We start from the raw sequence: 22,962 nt of genomic DNA on the forward strand, positions 1-22,962 counted from the left end.
GCACTTTTTAGTCGATCTGGATAATTGGTATTACCAATTCGCAATCGCTGGAGGGTAGGTTAAAAGCCTTCAGGGGATGTGTCAATTTGCCGCTCGCGAAACTTTGGTCGTGGGTCATTGGGTAAGACCATCTGATCGGTTGAATCGAAGCTGTTCTGATAGGTGCTGGAAGGGCGGCGATAGGCCAGAATAGAGGGCCCGGCGAGTGGTCGGGATGGTGGAGAGTGAGTTATGGGGTTTGATCAGGTGCGTCAGCGCCGTTTGTCTGACGATATTGTCGAGCAGCTTGAGGGGATGATCCTTGAGGGCACGCTGAAGTCGGGTGAGCGCTTGCCGGCTGAGCGCGCTTTGGCTGAGCGGTTTGGCGTGTCGCGTCCGTCGCTGCGGGAGGCCATTCAGAAACTGGCGGCCAAGGGGTTGTTGGTGAGTCGGCAGGGCGGAGGCAATTATGTTGCCGAGTCACTGGGCTCGACGTTCAGTGATCCGTTGCTACACCTGTTGGAAAACAACCCCGAGGCGCAGCGCGACCTGCTGGAGTTCCGCCAGACCCTCGAAGCATCCTGTGCTTATTACGCTGCGTTGCGTGCCACCGAGGTCGATCGCGAGCGGCTGACCGCTGCATTCGAGGCGCTGCAGGATTGCTATGGCCGCGTTGATGAAGTGAGTCGGGTCGAGGAGGGTGCTGCGGATGCAAGATTTCATCTGGCCATTGCGGAGGCCAGTCATAACGCCGTGTTGCTGCACACCATTCGCGGCCTGTTCGACCTGCTCAAGCGTAACGTGGTGACCAATATTGGCGGCATGTATCAGCAGCGTACGGAAACTCGCGACATGCTGATCAGTCAGCATCGGGAGTTGTACCTGGCAATTATTGAGGGGCGGGCAGAGCAGGCGCGAGAAGTCTCAACGCGTCATTTGGAATACGTGCAGGAAGTGTTGGCGGAAGTGCGTCAGGAGGTTCAGCGCGTGGCGCGAGCGGAGCGTCGTAAAGGGATGTAGCCGGGGGATTTATTCCGAGGCTACATCGTCACAAGGGTTACTCTTCCTTGCCCTTGTTGCGCACAGCGCGATGCAGTTCCCGGTTGGAATCGCGTTCGCGCTCGGTATCACGCTTGTCGTATTCCTTCTTGCCCTTGCCCAGTGCGATCTCGCACTTGACCAGATGCTTGCTCCAGTACCAGGACAGGCAGATGCAGGCGTAGCCTTTCTGCTGCACGGCAGCGGCGAGCTTTTCCAGTTCGCGTGCGTTGAGCAATAGTTTGCGCGTGCGCACCGGGTCGGCAATTACGTGGGTGCTCGCAGTGGTCAACGGGGTGATATGACTGCCCAGCAGCCATGCCTCGCCATCCTTGAGCAATACGTAGCTGTCGACCAGTTGCAGCTTGCTGGCGCGCAGACTCTTTACTTCCCAGCCGGCCAGGACCAGACCAGCTTCGAACCGATGTTCGATGAAGTAATCGTGTCGCGCCTTTTTATTTTGCGCGATGGTCCCTGTGGGGTGTTTCTTTTGTTTAGCCATAGGGGCGGCATTATAGGGAGTTGCGAGCGTGTCGGCTACGGTCAACCTACGTGCTTGAGCGTGTTGGTCGAATCCCGGACAATGCTGGCAGTTCTTTGCTTTTTTTCTCTCGCGGAACGAGCTGTTCTTTCGCGATGTTTGCCGCTCAGCTGTGGAAATAACGCGCACATGACGACGCATATTCAACGTTCGGCCCTGCTGCCCTATCCGGCGCAGGCGCTCTATGACCTGGTCAACGACGTGGCGCGTTACCCGGAATTCCTGCCTTGGTGTTCAACGGCTGAGGTGCTTGAAAGCACTGATGAGCACATGGTCGCCAGTGTCGGTGTGGCGAAAGGTGGGCTGGGCCAGCACTTTGTCACGCGCAATGTGTTGGTGCCGGGCAAGTCCATTGAAATGAATCTGCAGGAAGGCCCTTTTACCCAGTTACACGGTATCTGGGTATTCAAGGCGCTGACCGACAAGGCCTGCAAGATCAGCTTGGACCTGTCGTTTGATTACGCTGGCCCGCTTGTGCGGGCGACATTGGGGCCATTGTTCAATCAGGCGGCCAATACGCTGGTAGATGCGTTCTGTCAGCGGGCCAAGCAACTGCATGGTTGAGATTGAGGTGGTATACGCTGCCCTAGATCAGCAGGTCTTGCTGGCGGTAACGGTGGCTTCGGGTACCAGTCTGCGAGGGGCGGTACAGGCGTCAGGAATTGCAGTGCGGTTTCCCGAGTTGGATCTGGCTGATTGTCCTTTGGGGATATTCGGTAAGGTTGTCGCCGACGCTGAAGCGCGCGTTGTGCAATCGGGTGATCGCATTGAGATCTATCGACCTTTGCTCGTCGACCCTAAAGAGGTGCGAAGGCTGCGTGCCGCCAAGGCGGCGTTGATCAAGCAGCAGAACTCATAAGATTGCTAATCATCAGGCAACAAAAAGCCCGGCGTGCCGGGTTTTTTTGTAGGTGCCGCAATGTTACTGCGGGCTGGTGTCCAGCGGCTGAGGCGTCGGTACCGGAACGGTTTCCACTCCGTCGACGTCCTTCTGAATCTTGTCGAGCAACGAGCCTGGCTTCGCTGGCACTTCGGATTTCGGCTTCTCGCTTTCCTGCGCAGGTGCAGTCACGTTGGTGCCATTGTCTTTGCCGAGCAGGGCTTCATCTCGGCTTACGCCAGGCATGAAGTCACCGGACAGGCTGACAAGCTGGTCATTGCCATTGAAAATGACGCTGACACGTTCCTGTTGGCGTTCACCGCCACCAGGCTGCAGGCTGTAGAGATAATCCCAGCGATCGGCGTGGAAAGTGTCAGTCAGCAGGGGGTTGCCCATAATAAACCGTACTTGCCGTCGGGTCATTCCCGGGCGTAACTGGTCTATCATGTCCTGCGTGACGACATTGCCCTGCTGGATGTCGATTTTGTAAACCCCGGGGAATGAACAACCGGCGAGTGCGAGCAGTCCCACAAAGGTGAAACTGGTTAGCAAGAGCTTGGTGTTTTGCATCGGTGGGCGACTTCCACTATCTTGGCTGGGACAACGTAAACGCCGATCATACCCGTATTAAGAGAAGCTGCGAAGCAGCATCCGCGAGAAAGCTAACCATGGTTGAAAATAGCGAACTACGCAAAGCCGGTCTTAAAGTGACTCTGCCACGAGTCAAGATTCTACAAATGCTCGATTCTGCTGAGCAGCGCCACATGAGTGCCGAGGATGTTTACAAGGCGCTGATGGAGTCTAACGAGGACGTCGGCCTGGCCACGGTTTACCGTGTACTGACCCAGTTTGAAGCCGCAGGGCTGGTGGTTCGTCATAATTTCGACGGCGGTCATGCAGTGTTCGAATTGGCCGACGGTGGTCATCATGACCATATGGTTGACCTGGATACCAATGAGGTTATCGAGTTCACTAGCCCAGAGATCGAAGCGCTGCAGCATAAGATTGCTGAGGAGCATGGCTTCGATTTGGTTGACCACAATCTCGTGTTGTACATCCGTAAGAAAAAGTAAAAATCGATGCAGATTTGCTCTGCAAAACGATTGAAGGCGACCCTAGGGTCGCCTTCGTGCTTTCTATATAAGGAAAAGTTTGGGTCAGGCCTTGGTGGTTACGACCATCTTCTTAGCGTGTGCTAAAGACTCTTTAGTCAGGTCGATACCCCCGAGCATTCGGGCCACTTCTTCAACGCGTTCCGACTTGCTCAGCTTAGATACTGCCGTGTGCGTCGCATCGCTTCCTCTTACCTTGTGCACAAATAAGTGTTGATGCCCCTGGGCTGCCACTTGTGGCAAGTGAGTGACCGTCAGTACCTGCCCTCGATCTCCCAGGCGACGCAGCAACTGGCCAACAATCTCCGCGGTCGGGCCGCCGATCCCTACGTCGACTTCATCGAACACCAGCGTCGGCACCCGGGATGTTTGCGCAGTAATCACCTGGATGGCCAGGCTGATACGCGACAGCTCGCCACCGGACGCCACTTTTGCAAGCGCCTTGAGCGGCTGCCCTGGGTTGGCGCTGACCAATAGCTCAACCTGCTCCAGGCCGTGTGGCTGCAACTCAGTAGTGGTGTTGGCGCGCAATTCAATGGTGAAGCGCCCGCCCGGCATCCCCAGGCGCTGGATTTCCTGCTCAACGGCATCTGCCAGACTGCTCGCGGCCTGTTGGCGCAGCTCGCTCAGTTCGCGGGCCTTTTCCTGGTAATGGCGGGCAAAAGAGCCGAGCTCTTCGCCTAGTCGCTCGATGGATTCGTCATTCGCGTTCAGCGTCTCGATTTCATCCAGCAGCTTTTGCTGCATGGTTGCTACTTCAGTGGGTTGGATTCGATGTTTGCGCGCCAGGGTGTAGATGGTGTCGAGGCGCTCTTCTATTTCCTGCAGGCGCGCCGGGTCGGCGTCGAAATGATCCAGGAAGCGGTTGAGCTCGCCCACGGCTTCTTCTACTTGGATTTGCGCACTGGTCAGTAGGGTTGTGGCTTCACTCAATGAGCCCGAAGCGCTGTTAACGCTGGACAATCTGTTTAGGCTCGCCGTGAGCGCATTGAGCACGTTGCCGGAGTCGCTCTCGCTGCACTGCTCAACCACTTGGCGGCAGATACCCAGCAGGGTTTCGGCGTTGGTGAGGTTCTTGTGTTCCTGCTCCAGTTGTTCGAGCTCAGTTTCTCCAAGACCCAGGCTTTCCAGTTCTTCAAGTTGATAGCTGAGCAGTTGGTGGCGAGCGCGCTGCTCGTCGCCGGAGTTGGACAGTCGTTCCAGCTCCTGGCGAGTCTGGCGCCAGTGCTGGGCAGCCAGTTGTACTTGCCGGGCAAGGTCGGTGGCGCCGGCGTATTCGTCGAGCAGGCGGCGGTGGGTATCGGTTTTGAGCAGGGACTGGTGCTCATGCTGGCTATGAATGTCTATCAGCAGTTCACCCAGGGCTTTCAGGTCGCCGAGGGGGCAGGGCGTTCCATTGATATAGCCGCGCGAGCGTCCTTCGGCAGTGATGACGCGGCGCAGGATACATGGGCCGTCATTATTGAGGTCGCGCTCGGCTAGCCAGACTTCGGCTTCGGGGATATCGGCGAGGTCGAAGGTGGCCAGGATGTCGGCCTTGTCCGCCCCTGGGCGCACTACGCCACTATCGGCTCGATCGCCCAGGGTCAGGCCCAATGCGTCGAGCATGATCGATTTGCCGGCGCCGGTTTCGCCTGTGATTACGCTCATCCCGCGATCCAGTTCGAGATCCAGATGTTCAACGATGGCGTAGTTATGTACGGACAGGTGCACGAGCATGAAGGCCGCTCCCAGGCTTTAGGTCTGGTTATTTATACAGTGTTTTGTTTGGGGCTGACAATCCTGATGCTTAGCTCGATTTGCTCGGTCCGGCAGGTTTTTTAGCGCAAAGAAGAATGTTGGTGCGGGAATTGATCTATGGCAAGCGAAAGACTTTTGGTAACGCCTGCGCCCTTGAACCTTGAAATTGTGGCCCCATATACCGGAGCAGAAGCGCGAGTTGAGTTCGCGCATGATTTTGAAAGGAGAAATCTATGGCTGACGAACAGACGCAGGATACGCAAACTCCAGACGCCAATTCGGCTGCCGGTGATGAACTGGCAACTCGTGTGCAAGTGCTCGAAGAGCAGTTGGCCGCTGCGCAGGATCAGTCGTTGCGTGTTGCCGCCGATCTGCAGAACGTCCGCCGCCGTGCCGAGCAGGATGTAGAAAAAGCTCACAAGTTCGCGCTGGAAAAATTCGCCAATGACTTGCTGCCGATCATCGACAGCCTGGAGCGTGGTCTTGAATTGTCTAATCCGGATGACGAAAACATCCGCCCGATGCGCGAAGGTATTGAGCTGACCTTGAAAATGTTTCAGGACACTCTGAAGCGTTATCAGCTTGAAGCCATCGATCCGCAAGGCGGCGAACCGTTCAATGCTGAGCATCACCAGGCTATGGCCATGCAGGAAAGCCATGATCTGGAACCTAATAGTGTGTTGAAAGTGTTCCAGAAGGGTTATCAGCTCAACGGCCGTCTGCTGCGTCCGGCAATGGTAGTGGTGAGCAAGGCTCCTGCACCGGTTGCACCTTCTATTGATGAGCAGGCTTGAAATCCGCCGCAAGGCCCCCATCTATAAGTCAAGCGTTTAAGTGCTACCGCAGTTAGCCACCACTGCTGCGGCAACCAAATTCAAGTTTCGGGAGAGTAAATCATGGGCAAAATTATCGGTATTGACCTGGGGACCACCAACTCCTGCGTCTCCGTGCTGGAAAACGGCGTAGCAAAAGTAATCGAAAACGCCGAAGGCGCGCGTACCACGCCGTCGATCATTGCTTACGCCAACGACGGTGAAATCCTGGTTGGTCAGTCGGCCAAGCGTCAGGCAGTGACTAACCCGCATAACACGCTGTACGCGGTAAAGCGTCTGATTGGTCGTAAGTTCGACGAAGAAGTCGTACAGAAAGACATCAAGATGGTTCCGTACAAAATCGCCAAGGCTGACAACGGTGACGCCTGGGTTGAAGTAAACGGCCAGAAAATGTCGCCGCCACAGATCTCGGCTGAAATCTTGAAAAAGATGAAGAAGACTGCCGAAGATTACTTGGGTGAGACAGTGACTGAAGCGGTGATCACTGTTCCGGCCTACTTCAACGACAGCCAGCGCCAGGCGACCAAAGACGCCGGCCGCATCGCGGGTCTGGACGTAAAACGTATCATCAACGAACCAACCGCAGCTGCTCTGGCTTACGGTATGGACAAGGCCAAGGGCGACCACACTGTGATCGTTTATGACCTGGGTGGCGGTACCTTTGACGTCTCCGTGATCGAAATTGCTGAAGTGGACGGCGAACACCAGTTCGAAGTGTTGGCTACTAACGGCGACACTTTCCTGGGTGGTGAGGACTTTGACATTCGTCTGATCGACTACCTCGTTGACGAATTCAAGAAAGAAAGCGGCATGAACCTCAAAGGTGACCCGCTGGCGATGCAGCGCCTTAAAGAAGCCGCTGAAAAAGCCAAAATTGAGCTGTCTTCCGCTCAGTCGACCGACGTTAACCTGCCGTACATCACGGCAGACGCTACCGGTCCTAAGCACTTGAACGTGAAGATCTCTCGCGCCAAGTTGGAAGCGCTGGTTGAAGACCTGGTTCAGCGCACTATCGAGCCTTGCCGCATCGCGCTGAAGGACTCCGGTATCGACGTTGGTGCTATCAACGACGTAATCCTGGTGGGCGGTCAGACCCGTATGCCACTGGTTCAGAAGTTGGTTACCGAGTTCTTCGGCAAAGAAGCACGTAAAGACGTAAACCCGGACGAAGCGGTTGCCATGGGTGCTGCCATCCAGGGCGCGGTATTGGCCGGTGACGTGAAAGACGTGTTGCTGCTGGACGTAAGTCCGCTGACCCTCGGTATCGAAACCATGGGTGGCGTGATGACTGCGCTGATCGAGAAAAACACTACGATTCCTACCAAGAAATCCCAAGTGTTCTCGACTGCCGATGACAACCAGGGTGCTGTGACCATTCACGTGCTGCAGGGTGAGCGTAAACAGGCTGCTCAGAACAAGTCCTTGGGCAAGTTCGATCTGGCTGAGATTCCACCAGCACCACGTGGCGTGCCACAAATTGAAGTGACCTTCGACATCGACGCCAACGGCATCCTGCACGTCGGCGCGAAAGACAAGGCTACCGGCAAAGAGCAGAAGATCACCATCAAGGCCAACTCCGGTCTGTCTGATGAAGAAATTCAACAGATGATTCGTGATGCTGAAGCCAATGCTGATGCGGATGCCAAGTTCGCAGAACTGGCTGGTGCCCGTAACCAGGGTGACGCACTGGTTCACTCGACGCGCAAAATGATCGCTGATGCTGGCGAGAAAGTGACCGCTGAAGAGAAGGCCGCAATTGAAGCCGCTGTAGTTGCGCTGGAAGCCGCTGTAAAAGGTGACGACAAGGCTGCTATCGATGCCAAGGTTGAGGAGCTGTCGAAAGTCTCCGCGCCAGTTGCTCAGAAGATGTACGCCGAACAAGGTCAGCCTGCTGACGCTGCTGCGCAACAGGCAGAGCCTGAAGCCAAGCACGACGACGTTGTCGATGCTGAGTTCGAAGAAGTTAAAGAGACCAAGTAAGTTGGTCGCCCGGTTGACCGCTATCAAGCGGTGACTGGTAGGATGTCGCCGCGCGGGAGCTTGCTCCCGCGTTGGCGTGTCTGGGGTATGTGAATTTTTACAGCATGCGACAACGCTCGGATGCTGGCGGTGTGATCGGGAATGCTCCTGCTTTCCGATCAATAAATACCGCGTTTTTGGCCGGGTCCCTGGCTAAAAAGTAGTAATGACCAGGATCGTTGAATTGACGTGAGTTGGGTCCGGGCCTGTATTGGGGCTCAACGAGTTTAGTCGGGCTCAGGAGGGTCTGGCTGAACGTCCTTAAGAGTGCAAAGACTTATGGCAAAGCGTGACTATTACGAAGTATTGGGTGTGGAGCGCGGCTCCAGCGAGGCGGACCTGAAAAAGGCTTACCGTCGCTTGGCGATGAAGCACCACCCGGACCGTAATCCGGATAGCAAAGAATCCGAAGAAATGTTCAAAGAGGCCAACGAGGCCTACGAATGTCTGTCTGATCCCAACAAGCGTGCAGCCTACGACCAATATGGTCATGCGGGTGTCGACCCAAGTATGGGTGGTGGCGGTGCTGGTTTTGGTGGTCAGAACTTCTCCGATATTTTCGGTGACGTATTCAGTGACTTCTTTGGCGGTGGCCGGGGTGGTCAGCGTGGTGGCGCCCAGCGTGGTAGCGACTTGCGTTACACCCTGGAACTGAACCTGGAAGAGGCCGTGCGCGGCACCAGCGTCAATATTCGCGTACCGACGTTGGTTAACTGCAAGCCGTGCGATGGTTCGGGGGCTAAGAAAGGCTCTTCGCCAATTACCTGCCCAACCTGCGGCGGTATCGGCCAGGTTCGTATGCAGCAGGGCTTCTTCTCGGTGCAGCAGACCTGCCCGCGCTGCCATGGCCAAGGCAAGATCATTTCCGATCCGTGTGATTCGTGCCACGGTGAGGGGCGCGTCGAAGAGTACAAGACCCTCTCGGTGAAAGTGCCGGCTGGTGTTGATACTGGTGATCGTATTCGCCTTTCTGGCGAGGGCGAGGCAGGGACGCAGGGTGGGCCAACGGGTGACTTGTACGTGGTGATCAATGTGCGCGAGCACTCGATCTTCCAGCGCGATGGTAAGCACCTGTTCTGCGAAGTGCCGATCAGCTTTGTCGATGCAGCCTTGGGTGGCGAGTTGGAGATTCCGACCCTTGATGGTCGAGTCAAGCTCAAGATTCCTGAGGGGACGCAGACCGGTAAACAGTTCCGCATCCGTGGCAAGGGCGTAGCGCCGGTGCGCGGTGGCGGTGCTGGCGACCTGATGTGTCGTGTTGCGGTGGAAACTCCCGTCAATCTGGGGCGCCGTCAGCGTGAACTGCTTGAAGAGTTCCGCAGTTCGTTGGAGGGCGATGACACCCATTCGCCGAAAACCACTGGCTTCTTCGAAGGCGTGAAGCGCTTCTTCGGCGACCTGTAAGGAAGTGAGTATGCGACGTATAGCCGTAATGGGCGCTGCCGGGCGCATGGGCAAGACGCTGGTCGAAGCAGTGCAGCAGCGTTCGCCGGCCTCTGGGCTGACGGCGGCGATTGTTCGCCCTGGCAGCACGTTGATTGGTGCGGATGCGGGTGAGTTGGCTTCGCTGGGGCGTATCGGTGTGTCGTTGTCCGGCAACCTGGAGCAGGTGGCTGACGAATTCGACGTGCTGATCGATTTCACGCTGCCGGAAGTGATGCTGAAAAATCTCGCATTCTGCCGTAAGGCGGGCAAGGCGATGGTGATCGGTACCACGGGTTTGACTGCCGAGCAGAAGCAGTTGTTGGTGGAGGCGGGCAAGGATATTCCTGTCGTCTTCGCTGCCAACTTCAGTGTTGGCGTGAACCTGTCGCTCAAGTTGCTGGATATGGCGGCGCGCGTGTTGGGTGATGAGGCGGATATCGAGATTATCGAAACGCATCACCGTCACAAGATCGATGCGCCGTCGGGCACAGCGCTACGCATGGGCGAAGCTATTGCTGATGCGCTGGGGCGTGACCTGTCTAAAGTGGCCGTTTACGGTCGTGAAGGCCATACCGGTGCGCGAGCGCGTGACACCATTGGCTTTGCGACCGTTCGCGGTGGTGATGTTGTGGGTGACCACACCGTGCTGTTCGCCACCGAGGGCGAGCGCCTGGAAATCACACACAAGGCTTCCAGTCGCATGACATTCGCCAAGGGGGCGGTGCGTGCTGCGCTTTGGTTGGAAGGTCGTGAAGCAGGCCTGTACGACATGCGCGATGTACTGGATCTTCACTAATCAGTAGCTAAAACGGGGTCTCAGGATTATCCTAAGGCCCCGTTTTTACCCGCTAAGCGACGTCCTGTCGCATTCTCCTGCCTTTAAGGCTCATTAGCGGTGGACCAAAAAAGCCTTTTTCTGTAAGCTACAGCTTTAGTGTGTCCACTAAAAGCGCGCAGAATAATTCAGTGAAGAAGCGGGGTGACGTGTCCATACGTCACTCCGCTTTTTTACAACCTGCGATCGCCCTTTCAGGCTTTATTTACGGGAGGTCTTCTTGACTAAGCCAGCCATACTCGCCCTTGCTGATGGCAGCATTTTTCGCGGCGAAGCCATTGGAGCCGACGGTCAAACCGTTGGAGAGGTGGTGTTTAACACCGCCATGACCGGCTATCAGGAAATCCTTACCGATCCTTCCTACGCCCAGCAAATCGTTACCCTGACCTATCCGCACATCGGCAATACCGGTACCACACCGGAAGACGTCGAGTCTGATCGTGTATGGTCGGCCGGCCTGGTCATTCGTGACCTGCCACTGGTTGCGAGCAACTGGCGTAACACGATGTCGCTGTCGGATTACCTGAAAGCCAACAACGTCGTGGCGATCGCCGGTATCGATACGCGTCGCCTCACACGCATCCTGCGTGAAAAAGGCTCGCAGAATGGCTGCATCATGGTCGGTGACAATATTTCCGAAGAAGCGGCGATTGCCGCGGCGCAAGGCTTCCCAGGCCTGAAAGGCATGGACCTGGCGAAAGTCGTCAGCACCAAGGAGCAGTACGAGTGGCGCTCTACGGTCTGGGACTTGAAGACCGATAGCCACGAGACCATCGACGCGGCTGACCTGCCTTATCACGTGGTCGCCTACGACTACGGCGTTAAATACAACATCCTGCGCATGCTGGTTGAGCGCGGTTGCCGCGTGACCGTTGTTCCTGCGCAAACCCCGGCCAGCGATGTTCTGGCCCTGCAACCGGACGGTGTGTTCCTGTCCAACGGCCCGGGTGACCCGGAGCCTTGCGACTATGCCATCCAGGCCATCAAGGAAGTGCTGGAAACCGAGATTCCGGTATTCGGTATCTGCCTGGGCCACCAGCTGTTGGCGTTGGCCTCCGGTGCCAAGACTCTGAAAATGGGTCATGGCCATCACGGTGCCAACCACCCTGTGCAGGACTTGGATACAGGCGTTGTGATGATCACCAGTCAGAACCACGGGTTTGCGGTGGATGAAGCGACCTTGCCGGGCAACGTCCGGGCAATTCACAAGTCGCTGTTCGACGGCTCCCTTCAAGGCATCGAGCGCACCGACAAAAGCGCGTTCAGCTTCCAGGGCCACCCTGAAGCCAGCCCGGGCCCGAACGACGTAGCGCCGCTGTTCGACCGTTTCATTAATGAGATGGCCAAGCGACGCTGACTGAGCGGCCTGCGGGCGGCCCCGAAACCCGGTGGCCCCCGCAGGTTCTTCAAAGATTGTTCAAGACGGCTTGCCGATTGACCTGCGGATTTGAGTGACAAACCCATGCCAAAACGTACAGACATAAAAAGCATCCTGATTCTAGGCGCTGGCCCGATCGTAATCGGCCAGGCTTGCGAATTCGACTACTCCGGCGCCCAGGCTTGCAAGGCCCTGCGCGAAGAGGGCTACCGCGTCATCCTGGTGAACTCCAACCCGGCCACGATCATGACCGACCCGGACATGGCTGACGCTACCTACATCGAGCCGATCAAATGGCAAACTGTTGCCAAGATCATCGAGAAGGAGCGTCCGGACGCCCTGTTGCCAACCATGGGTGGCCAGACCGCTCTGAACTGTGCCCTGGACCTGGAGCGCGAAGGCGTCCTGGAAAAATTCGGCGTAGAGATGATCGGCGCCAATGCCGACACCATCGACAAGGCTGAAGACCGTTCGCGTTTCGACAAGGCCATGAAATCCATCGGCCTGGCCTGCCCGCGTTCCGGCATCGCCCACAGTATGGAAGAGGCTTATGCGGTTCTGGAAACCCTCGGTTTCCCGTGCATCATTCGTCCGTCCTTTACCATGGGCGGCACCGGTGGCGGCATCGCCTACAACCGTGAAGAGTTCGAAGAAATCTGCGCCCGTGGTCTGGACCTGTCTCCGACCAAAGAGCTGCTGATCGACGAGTCCCTGATCGGCTGGAAAGAATATGAGATGGAGGTTGTCCGCGATAAGAAGGACAACTGCATCATCGTCTGCTCCATCGAAAACTTCGATCCGATGGGCGTGCACACCGGTGACTCGATCACTGTTGCTCCTGCACAAACCCTGACGGACAAGGAATATCAGATCCTGCGTAATGCCTCCCTGGCGGTATTGCGTGAGATCGGTGTGGAAACCGGCGGTTCCAACGTCCAGTTCGGCATCTGCCCGGACACCGGTCGTATGGTCGTGATCGAGATGAACCCGCGTGTTTCCCGTTCGTCGGCCCTTGCCTCTAAAGCTACCGGCTTCCCGATTGCGAAGGTCGCGGCCAAGCTGGCTGTGGGTTACACCTTGGACGAGTTGTCGAACGACATCACCGGCGGCAAGACCCCTGCGTCCTTTGAACCGTCCATCGACTACGTAGTGACCAAGCTTCCACGTTTTGCCTTTGAGAAATTCGCCAAGGCTGACGCGCGTCTGACCACTCAGATGAAGTCGGTCGGCGAAGTTATGGCCATCGGCCGTACGTTCCAGGAGTCCTTGCAGAAAGCTCTGCGTGGTCTGGAAGTGGGGGTTTGCGGCCTCGACGAGAAGCTCGACCTGAGCAACCCGGAAAGCATGAGCGTGCTCAAGCGTGAGCTGACTGTGCCGGGCGCCGAGCGTATCTGGTACGTCGCTGACGCCTTCCGTGCCGGTATGACTGTCGAAGACATCTTCGGCATGAACATGATCGACCCGTGGTTCTTGGTACAGATCGAAGATCTGATCAAGGAAGAAGAGAAGGTCAAGACCCTGGGGCTGGCTAGCATCGACCGCGACATGATGTTCCGCCTCAAGCGCAAAGGCTTCTCCGATCAACGCCTGGCCAAACTGCTGGGTGTGACCGAGAAGAACCTGCGCACGCATCGCCATAAGTTGGACATCTTCCCTGTCTACAAGCGCGTTGATACCTGTGCGGCCGAGTTCTCCACCGATACCGCGTACCTTTACTCCACCTACGAGGAAGAGTGCGAGGCTGCGCCATCGGGTCGTGACAAGATCATGATCCTGGGCGGCGGTCCTAACCGTATCGGCCAAGGCATCGAGTTCGACTACTGCTGTGTGCACGCCGCGCTCGCTCTGCGCGCCGACGGGTACGAGACCATCATGGTCAACTGCAACCCGGAAACTGTTTCCACCGACTACGACACCTCTGATCGCCTGTACTTCGAGCCAGTGACACTGGAAGACGTGCTGGAAATCGTGCGCGTTGAGAAGCCGAAAGGCGTGATCGTGCAGTATGGCGGCCAAACCCCGCTTAAACTGGCGCGTGCGCTTGAGGCTGCTGGAGTGCCGATTATCGGTACCAGCCCGGACGCTATCGACCGCGCTGAAGACCGTGAACGCTTCCAGCAAATGGTTGAGCGCCTTAACCTGCGTCAGCCGCCAAACGCTACCGTGCGCAGTGAAGACGAAGCCATCCGTGCAGCCAGCAAGATCGGCTATCCGCTGGTGGTGCGTCCTTCCTATGTGCTGGGCGGTCGGGCGATGGAAATCGTCTACGAAGAGGACGAGCTCAAGCGTTACTTGCGTGATGCGGTGAAAGTGTCCAATGACAGCCCGGTGCTGCTGGACCACTTCCTCAACTGCGCCATCGAAATGGACGTCGATGCGGTTTGTGACGGCACCGACGTGGTGATCGGCGCGATCATGCAGCACATCGAGCAGGCAGGCGTTCACTCAGGTGACTCCGCATGCTCGCTGCCGCCATATTCGTTGCCGCTGCACATCCAAGATGAGATGCGCGAGCAGGTCAAGAAAATGGCCCTTGAGTTGGGTGTTGTTGGCCTGATGAACGTTCAGTTGGCGCTGCAAGGCGAAGACATCTACGTCATTGAGGTTAACCCACGTGCTTCGCGTACCGTACCGTTTGTGTCCAAGTGCATCGGTGTGTCCCTGGCCATGATCGCTGCCCGTGTGATGGCTGGTAAGACCCTGAAGGAAATCGGCTTCACCAAGGAAATCATTCCGAACTTCTATAGCGTGAAAGAGGCGGTGTTCCCATTCGCCAAATTCCCTGGTGTGGACCCAATCCTGGGCCCAGAGATGAAGTCCACCGGTGAAGTGATGGGCGTGGGCGATACCTTCGGTGAAGCATTTGCCAAAGCTCAGATGGGCGCCAGTGAAGTGCTACCGACCGGCGGAACTGCGTTTATCAGTGTGCGTGATGACGACAAACCACTGGTTGCGGGCGTTGCCCGTGATCTGATCAGCTTGGGCTTTGAAGTAGTTGCCACAGCAGGTACCGCCAAGCTGATCGAAGCGGCAGGCCTGAAGGTGCGACGCGTAAACAAGGTGACGGAAGGCCGTCCGCACGTGGTCGACATGATCAAGAATGACGAAGTTACTCTGATCATCAACACCACCGAAGGTCGTCAGTCGATCGCGGATTCCTACTCTATTCGCCGTAATGCCTTGCAGCACAAGATCTACTGCACCACCACCATTGCTGCTGGCGAAGCTATCTGTGAAGCGCTCAAGTTCGGTCCGGAAAAGACCGTGCGCCGCTTGCAGGATCTACACGCAGGATTGAAGGCATGATCAAATACCCAATGACCGTCCAGGGCGCAAAGGCCCTGGAAGAGGAGCACGCCCATCTGACCAAGGTCGTACGTCCTAAGTTGAGCCAGGACATCGGTACGGCCCGCGAGCTGGGTGACTTGAAGGAAAACGCTGAATACCACGCTGCTCGCGAGCAGCAAGGTATGGTCGAGGCGCGGATCCGTGACATCGAAGGGCGCATGCAGAATGCGGTCATCATCGATGTCACGACCATTCCGAAAACCGGCAAGGTGATTTTCGGCACGACCGTGGAAATCGCTAACGTCGAGACGGACGAAAGCGTGGTCTATCACATCGTTGGCGAAGACGAAGCTGATTTCAAACTCGGCAAGATCTCTGTCGGTTCGCCGCTGGCCCGCGCCTTGATTGCCAAGGAAGAGGGTGATGTGGTCGCTGTAAAAACACCTGGTGGCGTGATCGAGTACGAGATTGTTGAAGTTCGTCACGTCTGAAAGGCGGCGCCCGCTTCGTGCGGGCGCCATGCTTTGGCAGCTCTCCCAGATGCTTTGGGTGGGTGGCCTGTGGTTGCTGCACATTGGTGTACTCCCGGTGCTGGGCCTTATTGGCCTGGCTCCGCTGTTGATCGATGAGATCGATGGATTGCTGAGTGCGTTGCTGGTGGGTTTTGCAGCGGCGTGCGTGACCCTTCAGGCATTGGTGCTGGTCAAGGCTGAGGGGTTTGTGAGTTTGTGGCGGGATATTCGCGGCCAACTGCTGTTGATGGCGCTGTATGCGTGTGCAATGTATTGCATCGTGCATGTGTGGCTGCCGGAAGCGTTGCGCTGGCAGCTATTCAGCTATCTTGTGCTAGGGTTCTCCGGCTTGGTGTTGGTAGTACAGCCCGCGCCAGGATGGAGTGGCAGGGCGCGCAAAGCACGCCCGTGACCCTTGTGTCATTTGAAGCGATGAACGTTCGACAGTTGCTTGTTGACGCTGAAGTTCTTGCGATACAGCAGCGCCATCTTGCCGATGACCTGAACCAGGTCCGCTTTGCCAACCTTGCACAGTTCTGCAATGGCGGCCAGGCGCGCTTCGCGGTCAAGGATGTTGACCTTAATCTTGATCAGTTCGTGATCGCCCAATGCGCGTTCAAGTTCGGCTAACACACCCTCAGTCAAACCGTTGTCTGCCACAATCAGAACTGGTTTCAGATGGTGGCCAATGGATTTGTACTGTTTCTTCTGCTCTTGAGTGAGCGGCATAATCTGACCCCTGCGTCTGATCTTGTAAAAAGCGGCGGCCAGTTTACCCGAGCGAGTCCGGGACCGCCCAGTTAATCACGACCCGTTTTATTTTCGAGGTGGCCCGTGGCCCGTTCCAAAACTAGCCTTAAGTGGCTGCAAGAGCATTTCAACGATCCTTACGTCAAAAAGGCGCAGAAGGACGGCTACCGTTCGCGGGCCAGTTACAAGCTCCTGGAGATCCAGGACAAGGACAAATTGATTCGTCCGGGCATGAGCGTGATTGATCTTGGCGCGGCGCCGGGTGGCTGGTCTCAAGTGACCAGTCGTCTGATTGGTGGCCAGGGAAGATTGATCGCGTCCGACATCCTTGAGATGGACAGCATCCCGGATGTGACCTTTGTGCACGGTGACTTCACCCAGGACTCGGTATTGGCCGAGATTCTGGAGGCCGTGGGAAATTCGCAGGTAGACCTTGTGATTTCCGACATGGCCCCCAATATGAGTGGATTACCGGCCGTCGATATGCCGCGGGCCATGTTCCTCTGTGAATTGGCACTGGATTTGGCGGGCCGGGTGTTGCGTCCGGGCGGTGATTTCCTTGTGAAAGTCTTCCAGGGCGAAGGTTTTGACGAGTATCACAAGAACATTCGCAAGCTGTTCGACAAGGTGCAGACGCGAAAGCCGGACTCTTCCCGGGACCGGTCTCGCGAGCAATATCTGCTGTGCCGCGGGTTCCGCGGGGTTGAAGGTGCGGCGAGCGAAGAGCGTTTTTGATTTATTCGAGGAGGGCGATAGGTTTTTTTATGTCGCTTTCGTCACGAAGCTTTACGAATATTATGTAGTCAAAGTTTCACAAAGGGTTACAGACGGCGCCTGCCAGAGTTGTAGGTAATGTAGTAAGTTAGGCCGGTGAATATCATGCGAAGCGCGCGCCAGTAGCGGAGCTTGCTTCAGAGGGTAGTTAATTGAACGATATGGCAAAGAATCTGATCCTGTGGTTGATCATCGCGGCTGTCCTCGTGACGGTGATGAACAACTTCTCCAGTCCTAACGAGCCGCAGACCCTCAACTATTCCGACTTCATCCAGCAAGTTAAGGATGGCAAGGTCGAGCGCGTAGCGGTTGATGGCTACGTGATCACCGGCAAACGCAACGATGGCGATAGCTTCAAGACCATTCGTCCGGCAATCCAGGACAACGGTCTGATCGGTGACCTGGTGGATAACCACGTGGTTGTCGAAGGCAAGCAGCCTGAGCAGCAGAGCATTTGGACTCAACTCCTGGTGGCAAGCTTCCCGATCCTGGTGATCATTGCCGTGTTCATGTTCTTCATGCGCCAGATGCAGGGCGGTGCGGGGGGCAAGGGCGGGCCGATGAGCTTCGGCAAGAGCAAGGCGCGCCTGCTCTCTGAGGATCAGGTGAAGACCACCCTGGCTGACGTAGCAGGTTGCGATGAGGCGAAGGAAGAAGTCGGCGAGTTGGTGGAGTTCTTGCGCGATCCAGGCAAATTTCAGCGCCTTGGTGGTCGTATTCCTCGCGGCGTGCTGATGGTCGGCCCTCCAGGTACCGGTAAAACCTTGCTGGCCAAGGCGATTGCTGGCGAAGCCAAGGTGCCGTTCTTCACGATTTCCGGTTCTGACTTCGTTGAAATGTTCGTCGGTGTCGGCGCCAGCCGCGTTCGCGATATGTTTGAACAGGCCAAGAAGCACGCGCCATGCATCATCTTTATCGATGAAATCGACGCCGTTGGTCGCCATCGTGGGGCCGGCATGGGTGGTGGTCACGATGAGCGTGAGCAGACTCTCAACCAGTTGCTGGTCGAGATGGATGGTTTTGAGATGAATGACGGCATCATCGTGATAGCCGCAACCAACCGTCCAGACGTGCTTGACCCTGCACTGCTTCGTCCGGGTCGCTTCGACCGTCAGGTTGTTGTTGGTCTGCCGGACATTCGTGGTCGTGAACAGATTCTGAAAGTGCACATGCGCAAAGTCCCAATGGGTGACGACGTAGCTCCGGCTGTGATTGCCCGTGGTACTCCAGGCTTCTCCGGTGCTGACTTGGCCAACCTGGTGAACGAGGCTTCGCTGTTTGCGGCCCGTACCGGCAAGCGCATTGTTGAAATGAAAGAGTTCGAACTGGCGAAAGATAAGATCATGATGGGCGCTGAGCGCAAATCCATGGTCATGTCCGAAAAAGAGAAGCAGAACACTGCTTATCACGAAGCGGGTCACGCCATTGTGGGGCGTGTCGTGCCTGAGCATGATCCAGTCTACAAAGTGTCGATCATTCCTCGTGGTCGCGCCTTGGGTGTCACCATGTTCCTGCCGGAAGAGGATCGTTACAGTCTCTCCAAGCGTGCGCTGATCAGTCAGATCTGCTCTCTGTACGGCGGTCGAATCGCTGAAGAGATGACATTGGGCTTCGACGGCGTGACCACTGGGGCTTCCAACGACATCATGCGCGCCAGTCAGATTGCGCGAAACATGGTGACCAAGTGGGGTTTGTCGGAAAAGCTCGGTCCTTTGATGTACGCCGAGGAAGAAGGTGAAGTATTCCTGGGTCGTGGCGGCGGTGGTCAAAACGCCAGTTTCTCCGGTGAGACAGCCAAGCTGATTGACTCCGAGGTGCGCAGTATCATTGACCAGTGCTATGGCACGGCCAAACAAATCCTGACCGATAATCGCGACAAGCTCGATGCAATGGCTGATGCATTGATGAAGTACGAGACCATCGATGCAGACCAGATCGACGACATTATGGCCGGTCGTGCACCTCGTGAGCCTCGTGATTGGGAAGGTGGTTCGGGTACTTCGGGCACCCCGCCTGTGGTTCAGAACGAGCGCCCTGAAACCCCAATCGGTGGCCCGGCAGCTGACCACTAAGGTTTGAAATGACTTTTGCTTCGTCCTCCCCCCGGTTGCCTTGCGGCAACCGGGTTCTTGATTTGGCCCATACACATGTTATGGGCATTCTTAATGTAACCCCTGACTCCTTTTCCGATGGTGGCCGCTTCAGCCAACTTGATGCTGCACTGCGTCACGCAGAAGCCATGGTGGCGGCCGGCGCGACCTTGATTGATGTCGGTGGTGAATCAACTCGGCCTGGTGCTCGCGTTGTTTCTCCTCTGGAAGAGTTGGAGCGCGTGGCGCCGATTGTCGAGCGCATCGCTCGAGAGTTGGATGTGATTATTTCGGTTGATACTTCCACCCCGGCCGTGATGCGTGAGACTGCGCGATTAGGTGCCGGCTTGATCAACGATGTGCGGTCCCTGCAGCGCGACGGCGCTCTGGATGCAGCTGCGGCTACCGGTTTGCCGGTGTGTTTGATGCATATGCTGGGTGAGCCCGGCAATATGCAGGACAGTCCGCACTATGATGACCTGGTTGGTGAGGTGAGTGGTTTTCTCTCAGAACGCGTTGCCCAATGCGCTGCGGTAGGTATTGCGCCGGAAAGGATCATCCTTGATCCGGGGTTTGGTTTCGCCAAGACCCTGCAACACAATTTAAGTTTGTTCAAACACATGGAGTCCTTGCATGCCCTTGGTCGGCCCCTGTTGGTCGGTGTATCGCGCAAGAGCATGATAGGGCTGGCATTGAGCCGTCCGGTGGGTGAGCGGTTGTATGGTGGCCTCGCACTGGCGGCACTTGCAGTGACCAAAGGCGCACGCATCTTGCGTGTGCATGACGTTGCAGAAACCGTGGATGTGGTGCGCATGATTGCCGCTGTAGAATCTGCCGAATAAGAATGATGGAGCACTTATGACAAAAAAATACTTTGGCACCGACGGGATCCGTGGTCGGGTCGGCGAGTTTCCGATTACTCCAGATTTCATGCTCAAGCTGGGTTGGGCGGCAGGCATGGCGTTCCGCAGCATGGGCGCATGCCGCATCCTGGTGGGCAAGGACACCCGGATTTCCGGGTACATGTTTGAGTCTGCGCTAGAGGCTGGCTTGTCCGCCGCAGGTGCTGATGTGATGTTGCTGGGCCCGATGCCGACTCCGGCGATCGCTTACCTGACGCGTACGTTTCACGCTGAAGCAGGTATTGTGATCAGCGCCTCGCACAACCCTCATGACGACAATGGCATCAAGTTTTTCTCGGGGCAGGGCACCAAATTGCCGGACGAGATTGAGTTGATGATCGAAGAGCTGTTGGATGCGCCGATGACCGTGGTCGAGTCCAGCAAGCTGGGCAAGGTGTCGCGGATCAATGACGCATCCGGTCGTTATATCGAGTTCTGCAAGAGCAGTGTGCCAACCAGTACCAACTTTGCCGGCCTGAAGGTTGTCGTCGACTGCGCCCATGGTGCGACCTACAAAGTCGCGCCAAGCGTATTTAAGGAGCTGGGCGCAGACGTGACTGTGCTGTCGGCTCAGCCCAACGGACTGAACATCAACGAGAACTGCGGCTCGACCCATATGGAGCAGCTGCAAGCTGCTGTCCTGGCCGAGCATGCCGACCTCGGTATTGCCTTCGACGGTGACGGCGACCGCGTGCTGATGGTTGACCACACGGGTGCCGTGGTCGATGGCGATGATCTGTTGTTTATCATTGCCCGCGACCTGCATGAGCGCAACAAGCTGCAAGGCGGTGTCGTCGGTACGCTGATGAGCAATCTTGGGCTTGAGCTTGCGTTGGCAGACCTGGGTATTCCTTTTGTTCGCGCCAATGTCGGTGACCGATATGTGATCGCCGAGCTGCTGGAGCGTAACTGGCAGGTAGGTGGTGAGAACTCCGGGCACGTGGTGTGCTTCCAGCACACCACCACCGGTGACGCGATTATTGCTGCGTTGCAGGTGCTATTGGCTTTGCGTCGCCGCGAAGAGAGCCTGGCTCAGGCTCGTCAGGCTTTGCGCAAATGCCCGCAAGTATTGCTTAACGTGCGTTTCGCAGGTGGAGAAAACCCGATCGACCACCCTGCTGTCAAAGAGGCTTGCGAGCGCGCGACCCTGGCAATGGCTGGTCGTGGACGGGTATTGCTACGTAAGTCCGGCACAGAGCCTTTGGTGCGCGTTATGGTCGAAGGTGACGATGAAATACAGGTTCGCGGCCACGCCGAAGACCTGGCAAAACTGGTAACTGAAGTTTGCGCCTGAATTCGGCTTGCCAGTGATGATGTGGTTGGGTAACATCTGCGCCCACTTTGACCGACGAGGTACAGCATGCGTCGCACTATGGTAGCTGGTAACTGGAAGATGCACGGTACCCGCGCCAGTGTCGCTGAGCTGATCAATGGCCTTCGTCACTTGGCCTTGCCTAGCGGTGTTGACATCGCGGTGTTCCCGCCTTGCTTGCATATCACCCAAGTGGTTGATGGCTTGAAAGGTAAGTCGATTCAGGTCGGCTCGCAGAATTCTGCGGTGGAAGCCATGCAAGGTGCGTTGACCGGTGAGATTGCACCGAGTCAGCTGGTTGATGCGGGTTGTTCCTATGTGCTTGTTGGGCACTCCGAGCGCCGTCAGATGATGGGCGAGCGTGATGGAACACTCAATCGCAAGTTCGCAGCTGCACAGGCTTGTGGCTTGATTCCGGTGCTGTGTATTGGGGAGACCCTTGAGCAGCGTGAATCTGGCAAGACTCTTGAGGTTGTCTCGCGTCAGCTTGGCAGCATCATCGAGGAGCTGGGTGTTGGTGCTTTCGCAAAGGCGGTAATTGCTTACGAGCCGGTCTGGGCCATTGGCACCGGGCTGACTGCTACACCGCAACAGGCGCAGGATGTGCACGCAGCCATCCGTGCGCAGTTAGCGGCAGAGAATTCTGAAATCGCACAAGGTGTGCGGCTTCTATACGGCGGCAGCGTGAAGGCGGCCAATGCGGTCGAACTGTTCGGCATGCCGGATATCGATGGGGGGCTCATTGGTGGAGCTTCCCTGAATGCAGATGAGTTCGGTGCGATTTGTCGCGCCGCGGGAAACTGAAAAAATGCTGGAAACAGTCGTAGTCGTTTTTCATCTGTTGGCAGCCCTGGGCGTAGTTGCCCTGGTTTTGTTGCAACAGGGTAAAGGTGCGGATGCTGGTGCGTCTTTTGGTGCAGGTGCTTCAAATACTGTATTCGGAAGCCAAGGTTCCTCTACCTTTCTTAGTAAGTTTACTGCTATACTTGCCGCCGGTTTCTTCATAACCAGCTTAGGGTTAGGTTACTTTGCTAAAGAGAAAGCTCATGTGCTGACTCAAGTAGGTTTGCCAAACCCAGCAGTGTTGGAAGTACCAAAAGCAAAACCGGCTTCTGATGATGTCCCGGTGCTTCAAGAGCAGAAGTCGGCTACTCCAGCGACTGACGTACCTCCAGCTCAAGAGCAGAAGTAAGAAGGGTTGTGAGCGCTGTATTGCCGAGGTGGTGGAATTGGTAGACACGCAACCTTGAGGTGGTTGTGCCCATAGGGTGTAGGGGTTCGAGTCCCCTTCTCGGTACCAATTATCAGGAGAGCCCGCTGTTGCGGGCTTTCTTGTAGGTGGAAGGTTACATTGACCCTGTAAGGGATCGGTCGTATACTTCCGCCCCAGCTTTGTCGCGGGGTGGAGCAGTCTGGTAGCTCGTCGGGCTCATAACCCGAAGGTCGTCGGTTCAAATCCGGCCCCCGCAACCAGTTTTAGCGGAGCCCCTTTTAAGGGGCTTTTTGTTAGCTGGACACTTTCAACGCCGCTGTTCGACGGCGTTTCAAGGATGG

General features: G+C 56.5%; 22 protein-coding genes and 2 tRNA genes. 20 read left to right on the top strand and 4 right to left on the bottom strand.

The features are described 5' to 3' along the window. Positions 1-231 precede the first annotated feature (231 nt). Entirely contained in the window at positions 232-999 is a 768-nt protein-coding gene (locus ACVWXD_RS29245) for an FCD domain-containing protein (protein WP_032884703.1), read from the top strand. Positions 1,000-1,036: 37 nt separating this feature from the next. On the opposite strand, the gene smpB is transcribed toward ACVWXD_RS29245, so the two are convergent. Next, positions 1,037-1,519, bottom strand: coding sequence for an SsrA-binding protein SmpB (gene smpB, locus ACVWXD_RS29250; protein WP_003176160.1), 483 nt, complete (start codon positions 1,517-1,519; stop codon positions 1,037-1,039). 168 nt (positions 1,520-1,687) lie between these two features. On the opposite strand from smpB, the gene ACVWXD_RS29255 reads away from it, so the two are divergent. Both ACVWXD_RS29255 and ACVWXD_RS29260 read left to right on the top strand, forming a co-directional pair. Further along, on the top strand, positions 1,688-2,122 hold the full coding sequence (locus ACVWXD_RS29255; protein WP_032884705.1) for a type II toxin-antitoxin system RatA family toxin: 435 nt from the start codon (positions 1,688-1,690) through the stop codon (positions 2,120-2,122). Continuing rightward, complete coding sequence (locus ACVWXD_RS29260; RefSeq protein ID WP_032884706.1) at positions 2,115-2,417, top strand: RnfH family protein; 303 nt, start codon at positions 2,115-2,117, stop codon at positions 2,415-2,417. Before ACVWXD_RS29255 ends, ACVWXD_RS29260 begins: the two co-directional genes overlap by 8 nt. Before the next feature lie 63 nt (positions 2,418-2,480). Here ACVWXD_RS29260 and ACVWXD_RS29265 read toward each other — a convergent pair whose 3' ends face one another. After that, positions 2,481-3,008 (bottom strand): outer membrane protein assembly factor BamE, encoded by a 528-nt coding sequence (locus ACVWXD_RS29265; protein WP_017528805.1) that lies wholly within the window; start codon positions 3,006-3,008, stop codon positions 2,481-2,483. A gap of 98 nt (positions 3,009-3,106) precedes the next feature. Between ACVWXD_RS29265 and fur the strand changes: the two genes are divergently transcribed. Further along, positions 3,107-3,511, top strand: coding sequence for a ferric iron uptake transcriptional regulator (gene fur, locus ACVWXD_RS29270; protein ID WP_003194220.1), 405 nt, complete (start codon positions 3,107-3,109; stop codon positions 3,509-3,511). Between the two features lie 84 nt (positions 3,512-3,595). Here the strand turns inward: fur and recN are convergent, their stop codons facing one another. Beyond that, the gene (recN, locus tag ACVWXD_RS29275) at positions 3,596-5,269 is read right to left on the bottom strand and encodes a DNA repair protein RecN (RefSeq protein WP_401384418.1); all 1,674 of its coding nucleotides are present in this window, start codon (positions 5,267-5,269) and stop codon (positions 3,596-3,598) included. Between the two features lie 254 nt (positions 5,270-5,523). Between recN and grpE the strand changes: the two genes are divergently transcribed. The 8 genes from grpE to ACVWXD_RS29315 all read left to right on the top strand — a co-directional run bounded on the left by grpE (position 5,524) and on the right by ACVWXD_RS29315 (position 15,992). Continuing rightward, a complete protein-coding gene (grpE, locus tag ACVWXD_RS29280) occupies positions 5,524-6,084 on the top strand; it encodes a nucleotide exchange factor GrpE (protein WP_017139264.1) in 561 nt (186 codons plus the stop codon). Between the two features lie 102 nt (positions 6,085-6,186). After that, complete coding sequence (dnaK, locus tag ACVWXD_RS29285; RefSeq protein ID WP_032884708.1) at positions 6,187-8,103, top strand: molecular chaperone DnaK; 1,917 nt, start codon at positions 6,187-6,189, stop codon at positions 8,101-8,103. A gap of 318 nt (positions 8,104-8,421) precedes the next feature. Then, positions 8,422-9,546: a molecular chaperone DnaJ gene (gene dnaJ, locus ACVWXD_RS29290; protein WP_032884710.1), complete on the top strand. Its 1,125-nt coding sequence runs from the start codon at positions 8,422-8,424 to the stop codon at positions 9,544-9,546. Positions 9,547-9,556: 10 nt separating this feature from the next. Then, positions 9,557-10,363: a 4-hydroxy-tetrahydrodipicolinate reductase gene (gene dapB / locus ACVWXD_RS29295; RefSeq protein WP_032884711.1), complete on the top strand. Its 807-nt coding sequence runs from the start codon at positions 9,557-9,559 to the stop codon at positions 10,361-10,363. A 259-nt stretch (positions 10,364-10,622) separates the two neighbouring features. Next, positions 10,623-11,759 carry a glutamine-hydrolyzing carbamoyl-phosphate synthase small subunit gene (gene carA, locus ACVWXD_RS29300; protein WP_032884712.1) on the top strand — a complete coding sequence of 379 codons (1,137 nt, stop codon included), beginning with the start codon at positions 10,623-10,625 and terminating at the stop codon, positions 11,757-11,759. Positions 11,760-11,864: 105 nt separating this feature from the next. After that, on the top strand, positions 11,865-15,086 hold the full coding sequence (gene carB / locus ACVWXD_RS29305; protein ID WP_032884713.1) for a carbamoyl-phosphate synthase large subunit: 3,222 nt from the start codon (positions 11,865-11,867) through the stop codon (positions 15,084-15,086). Then, positions 15,083-15,559 carry a transcription elongation factor GreA gene (greA, locus tag ACVWXD_RS29310; protein ID WP_032884714.1) on the top strand — a complete coding sequence of 159 codons (477 nt, stop codon included), beginning with the start codon at positions 15,083-15,085 and terminating at the stop codon, positions 15,557-15,559. The genes carB and greA overlap by 4 nt, the downstream gene beginning before the upstream one ends. Positions 15,560-15,587: 28 nt before the next feature. Continuing rightward, positions 15,588-15,992 carry a hypothetical protein gene (locus ACVWXD_RS29315; protein ID WP_032884715.1) on the top strand — a complete coding sequence of 135 codons (405 nt, stop codon included), beginning with the start codon at positions 15,588-15,590 and terminating at the stop codon, positions 15,990-15,992. An 8-nt stretch (positions 15,993-16,000) separates the two neighbouring features. Here the strand turns inward: ACVWXD_RS29315 and ACVWXD_RS29320 are convergent, their stop codons facing one another. Beyond that, positions 16,001-16,309 carry a YhbY family RNA-binding protein gene (locus tag ACVWXD_RS29320; protein WP_017139256.1) on the bottom strand — a complete coding sequence of 103 codons (309 nt, stop codon included), beginning with the start codon at positions 16,307-16,309 and terminating at the stop codon, positions 16,001-16,003. Positions 16,310-16,414: 105 nt separating this feature from the next. On the opposite strand from ACVWXD_RS29320, the gene rlmE reads away from it, so the two are divergent. The 8 genes from rlmE (at position 16,415) to ACVWXD_RS29360 (ending at position 22,881) form a co-directional block, all read left to right on the top strand. Then, on the top strand, positions 16,415-17,065 hold the full coding sequence (rlmE, locus tag ACVWXD_RS29325; protein WP_003235041.1) for a 23S rRNA (uridine(2552)-2'-O)-methyltransferase RlmE: 651 nt from the start codon (positions 16,415-16,417) through the stop codon (positions 17,063-17,065). Positions 17,066-17,265: 200 nt separating this feature from the next. Next, a complete protein-coding gene (gene ftsH, locus ACVWXD_RS29330; protein WP_027605365.1) occupies positions 17,266-19,176 on the top strand; it encodes an ATP-dependent zinc metalloprotease FtsH in 1,911 nt (636 codons plus the stop codon). Between the two features lie 8 nt (positions 19,177-19,184). Further along, complete coding sequence (gene folP, locus ACVWXD_RS29335; protein ID WP_032884716.1) at positions 19,185-20,036, top strand: dihydropteroate synthase; 852 nt, start codon at positions 19,185-19,187, stop codon at positions 20,034-20,036. A 16-nt stretch (positions 20,037-20,052) separates the two neighbouring features. Then, a complete protein-coding gene (glmM, locus tag ACVWXD_RS29340) occupies positions 20,053-21,390 on the top strand; it encodes a phosphoglucosamine mutase (protein ID WP_032884717.1) in 1,338 nt (445 codons plus the stop codon). Positions 21,391-21,456: 66 nt separating this feature from the next. Continuing rightward, positions 21,457-22,212: a triose-phosphate isomerase gene (gene tpiA / locus ACVWXD_RS29345; protein WP_032884719.1), complete on the top strand. Its 756-nt coding sequence runs from the start codon at positions 21,457-21,459 to the stop codon at positions 22,210-22,212. A 4-nt stretch (positions 22,213-22,216) separates the two neighbouring features. After that, on the top strand, positions 22,217-22,600 hold the full coding sequence (secG, locus tag ACVWXD_RS29350) for a preprotein translocase subunit SecG (protein WP_010206600.1): 384 nt from the start codon (positions 22,217-22,219) through the stop codon (positions 22,598-22,600). Between the two features lie 22 nt (positions 22,601-22,622). Continuing rightward, positions 22,623-22,708 (top strand) — tRNA-Leu (locus ACVWXD_RS29355). A 96-nt stretch (positions 22,709-22,804) separates the two neighbouring features. After that, a tRNA-Met gene (locus ACVWXD_RS29360) sits at positions 22,805-22,881 on the top strand. Positions 22,882-22,962: the final 81 nt, after the last annotated feature.

The organism is Pseudomonas sp. TE3911 (assembly GCF_054062775.1).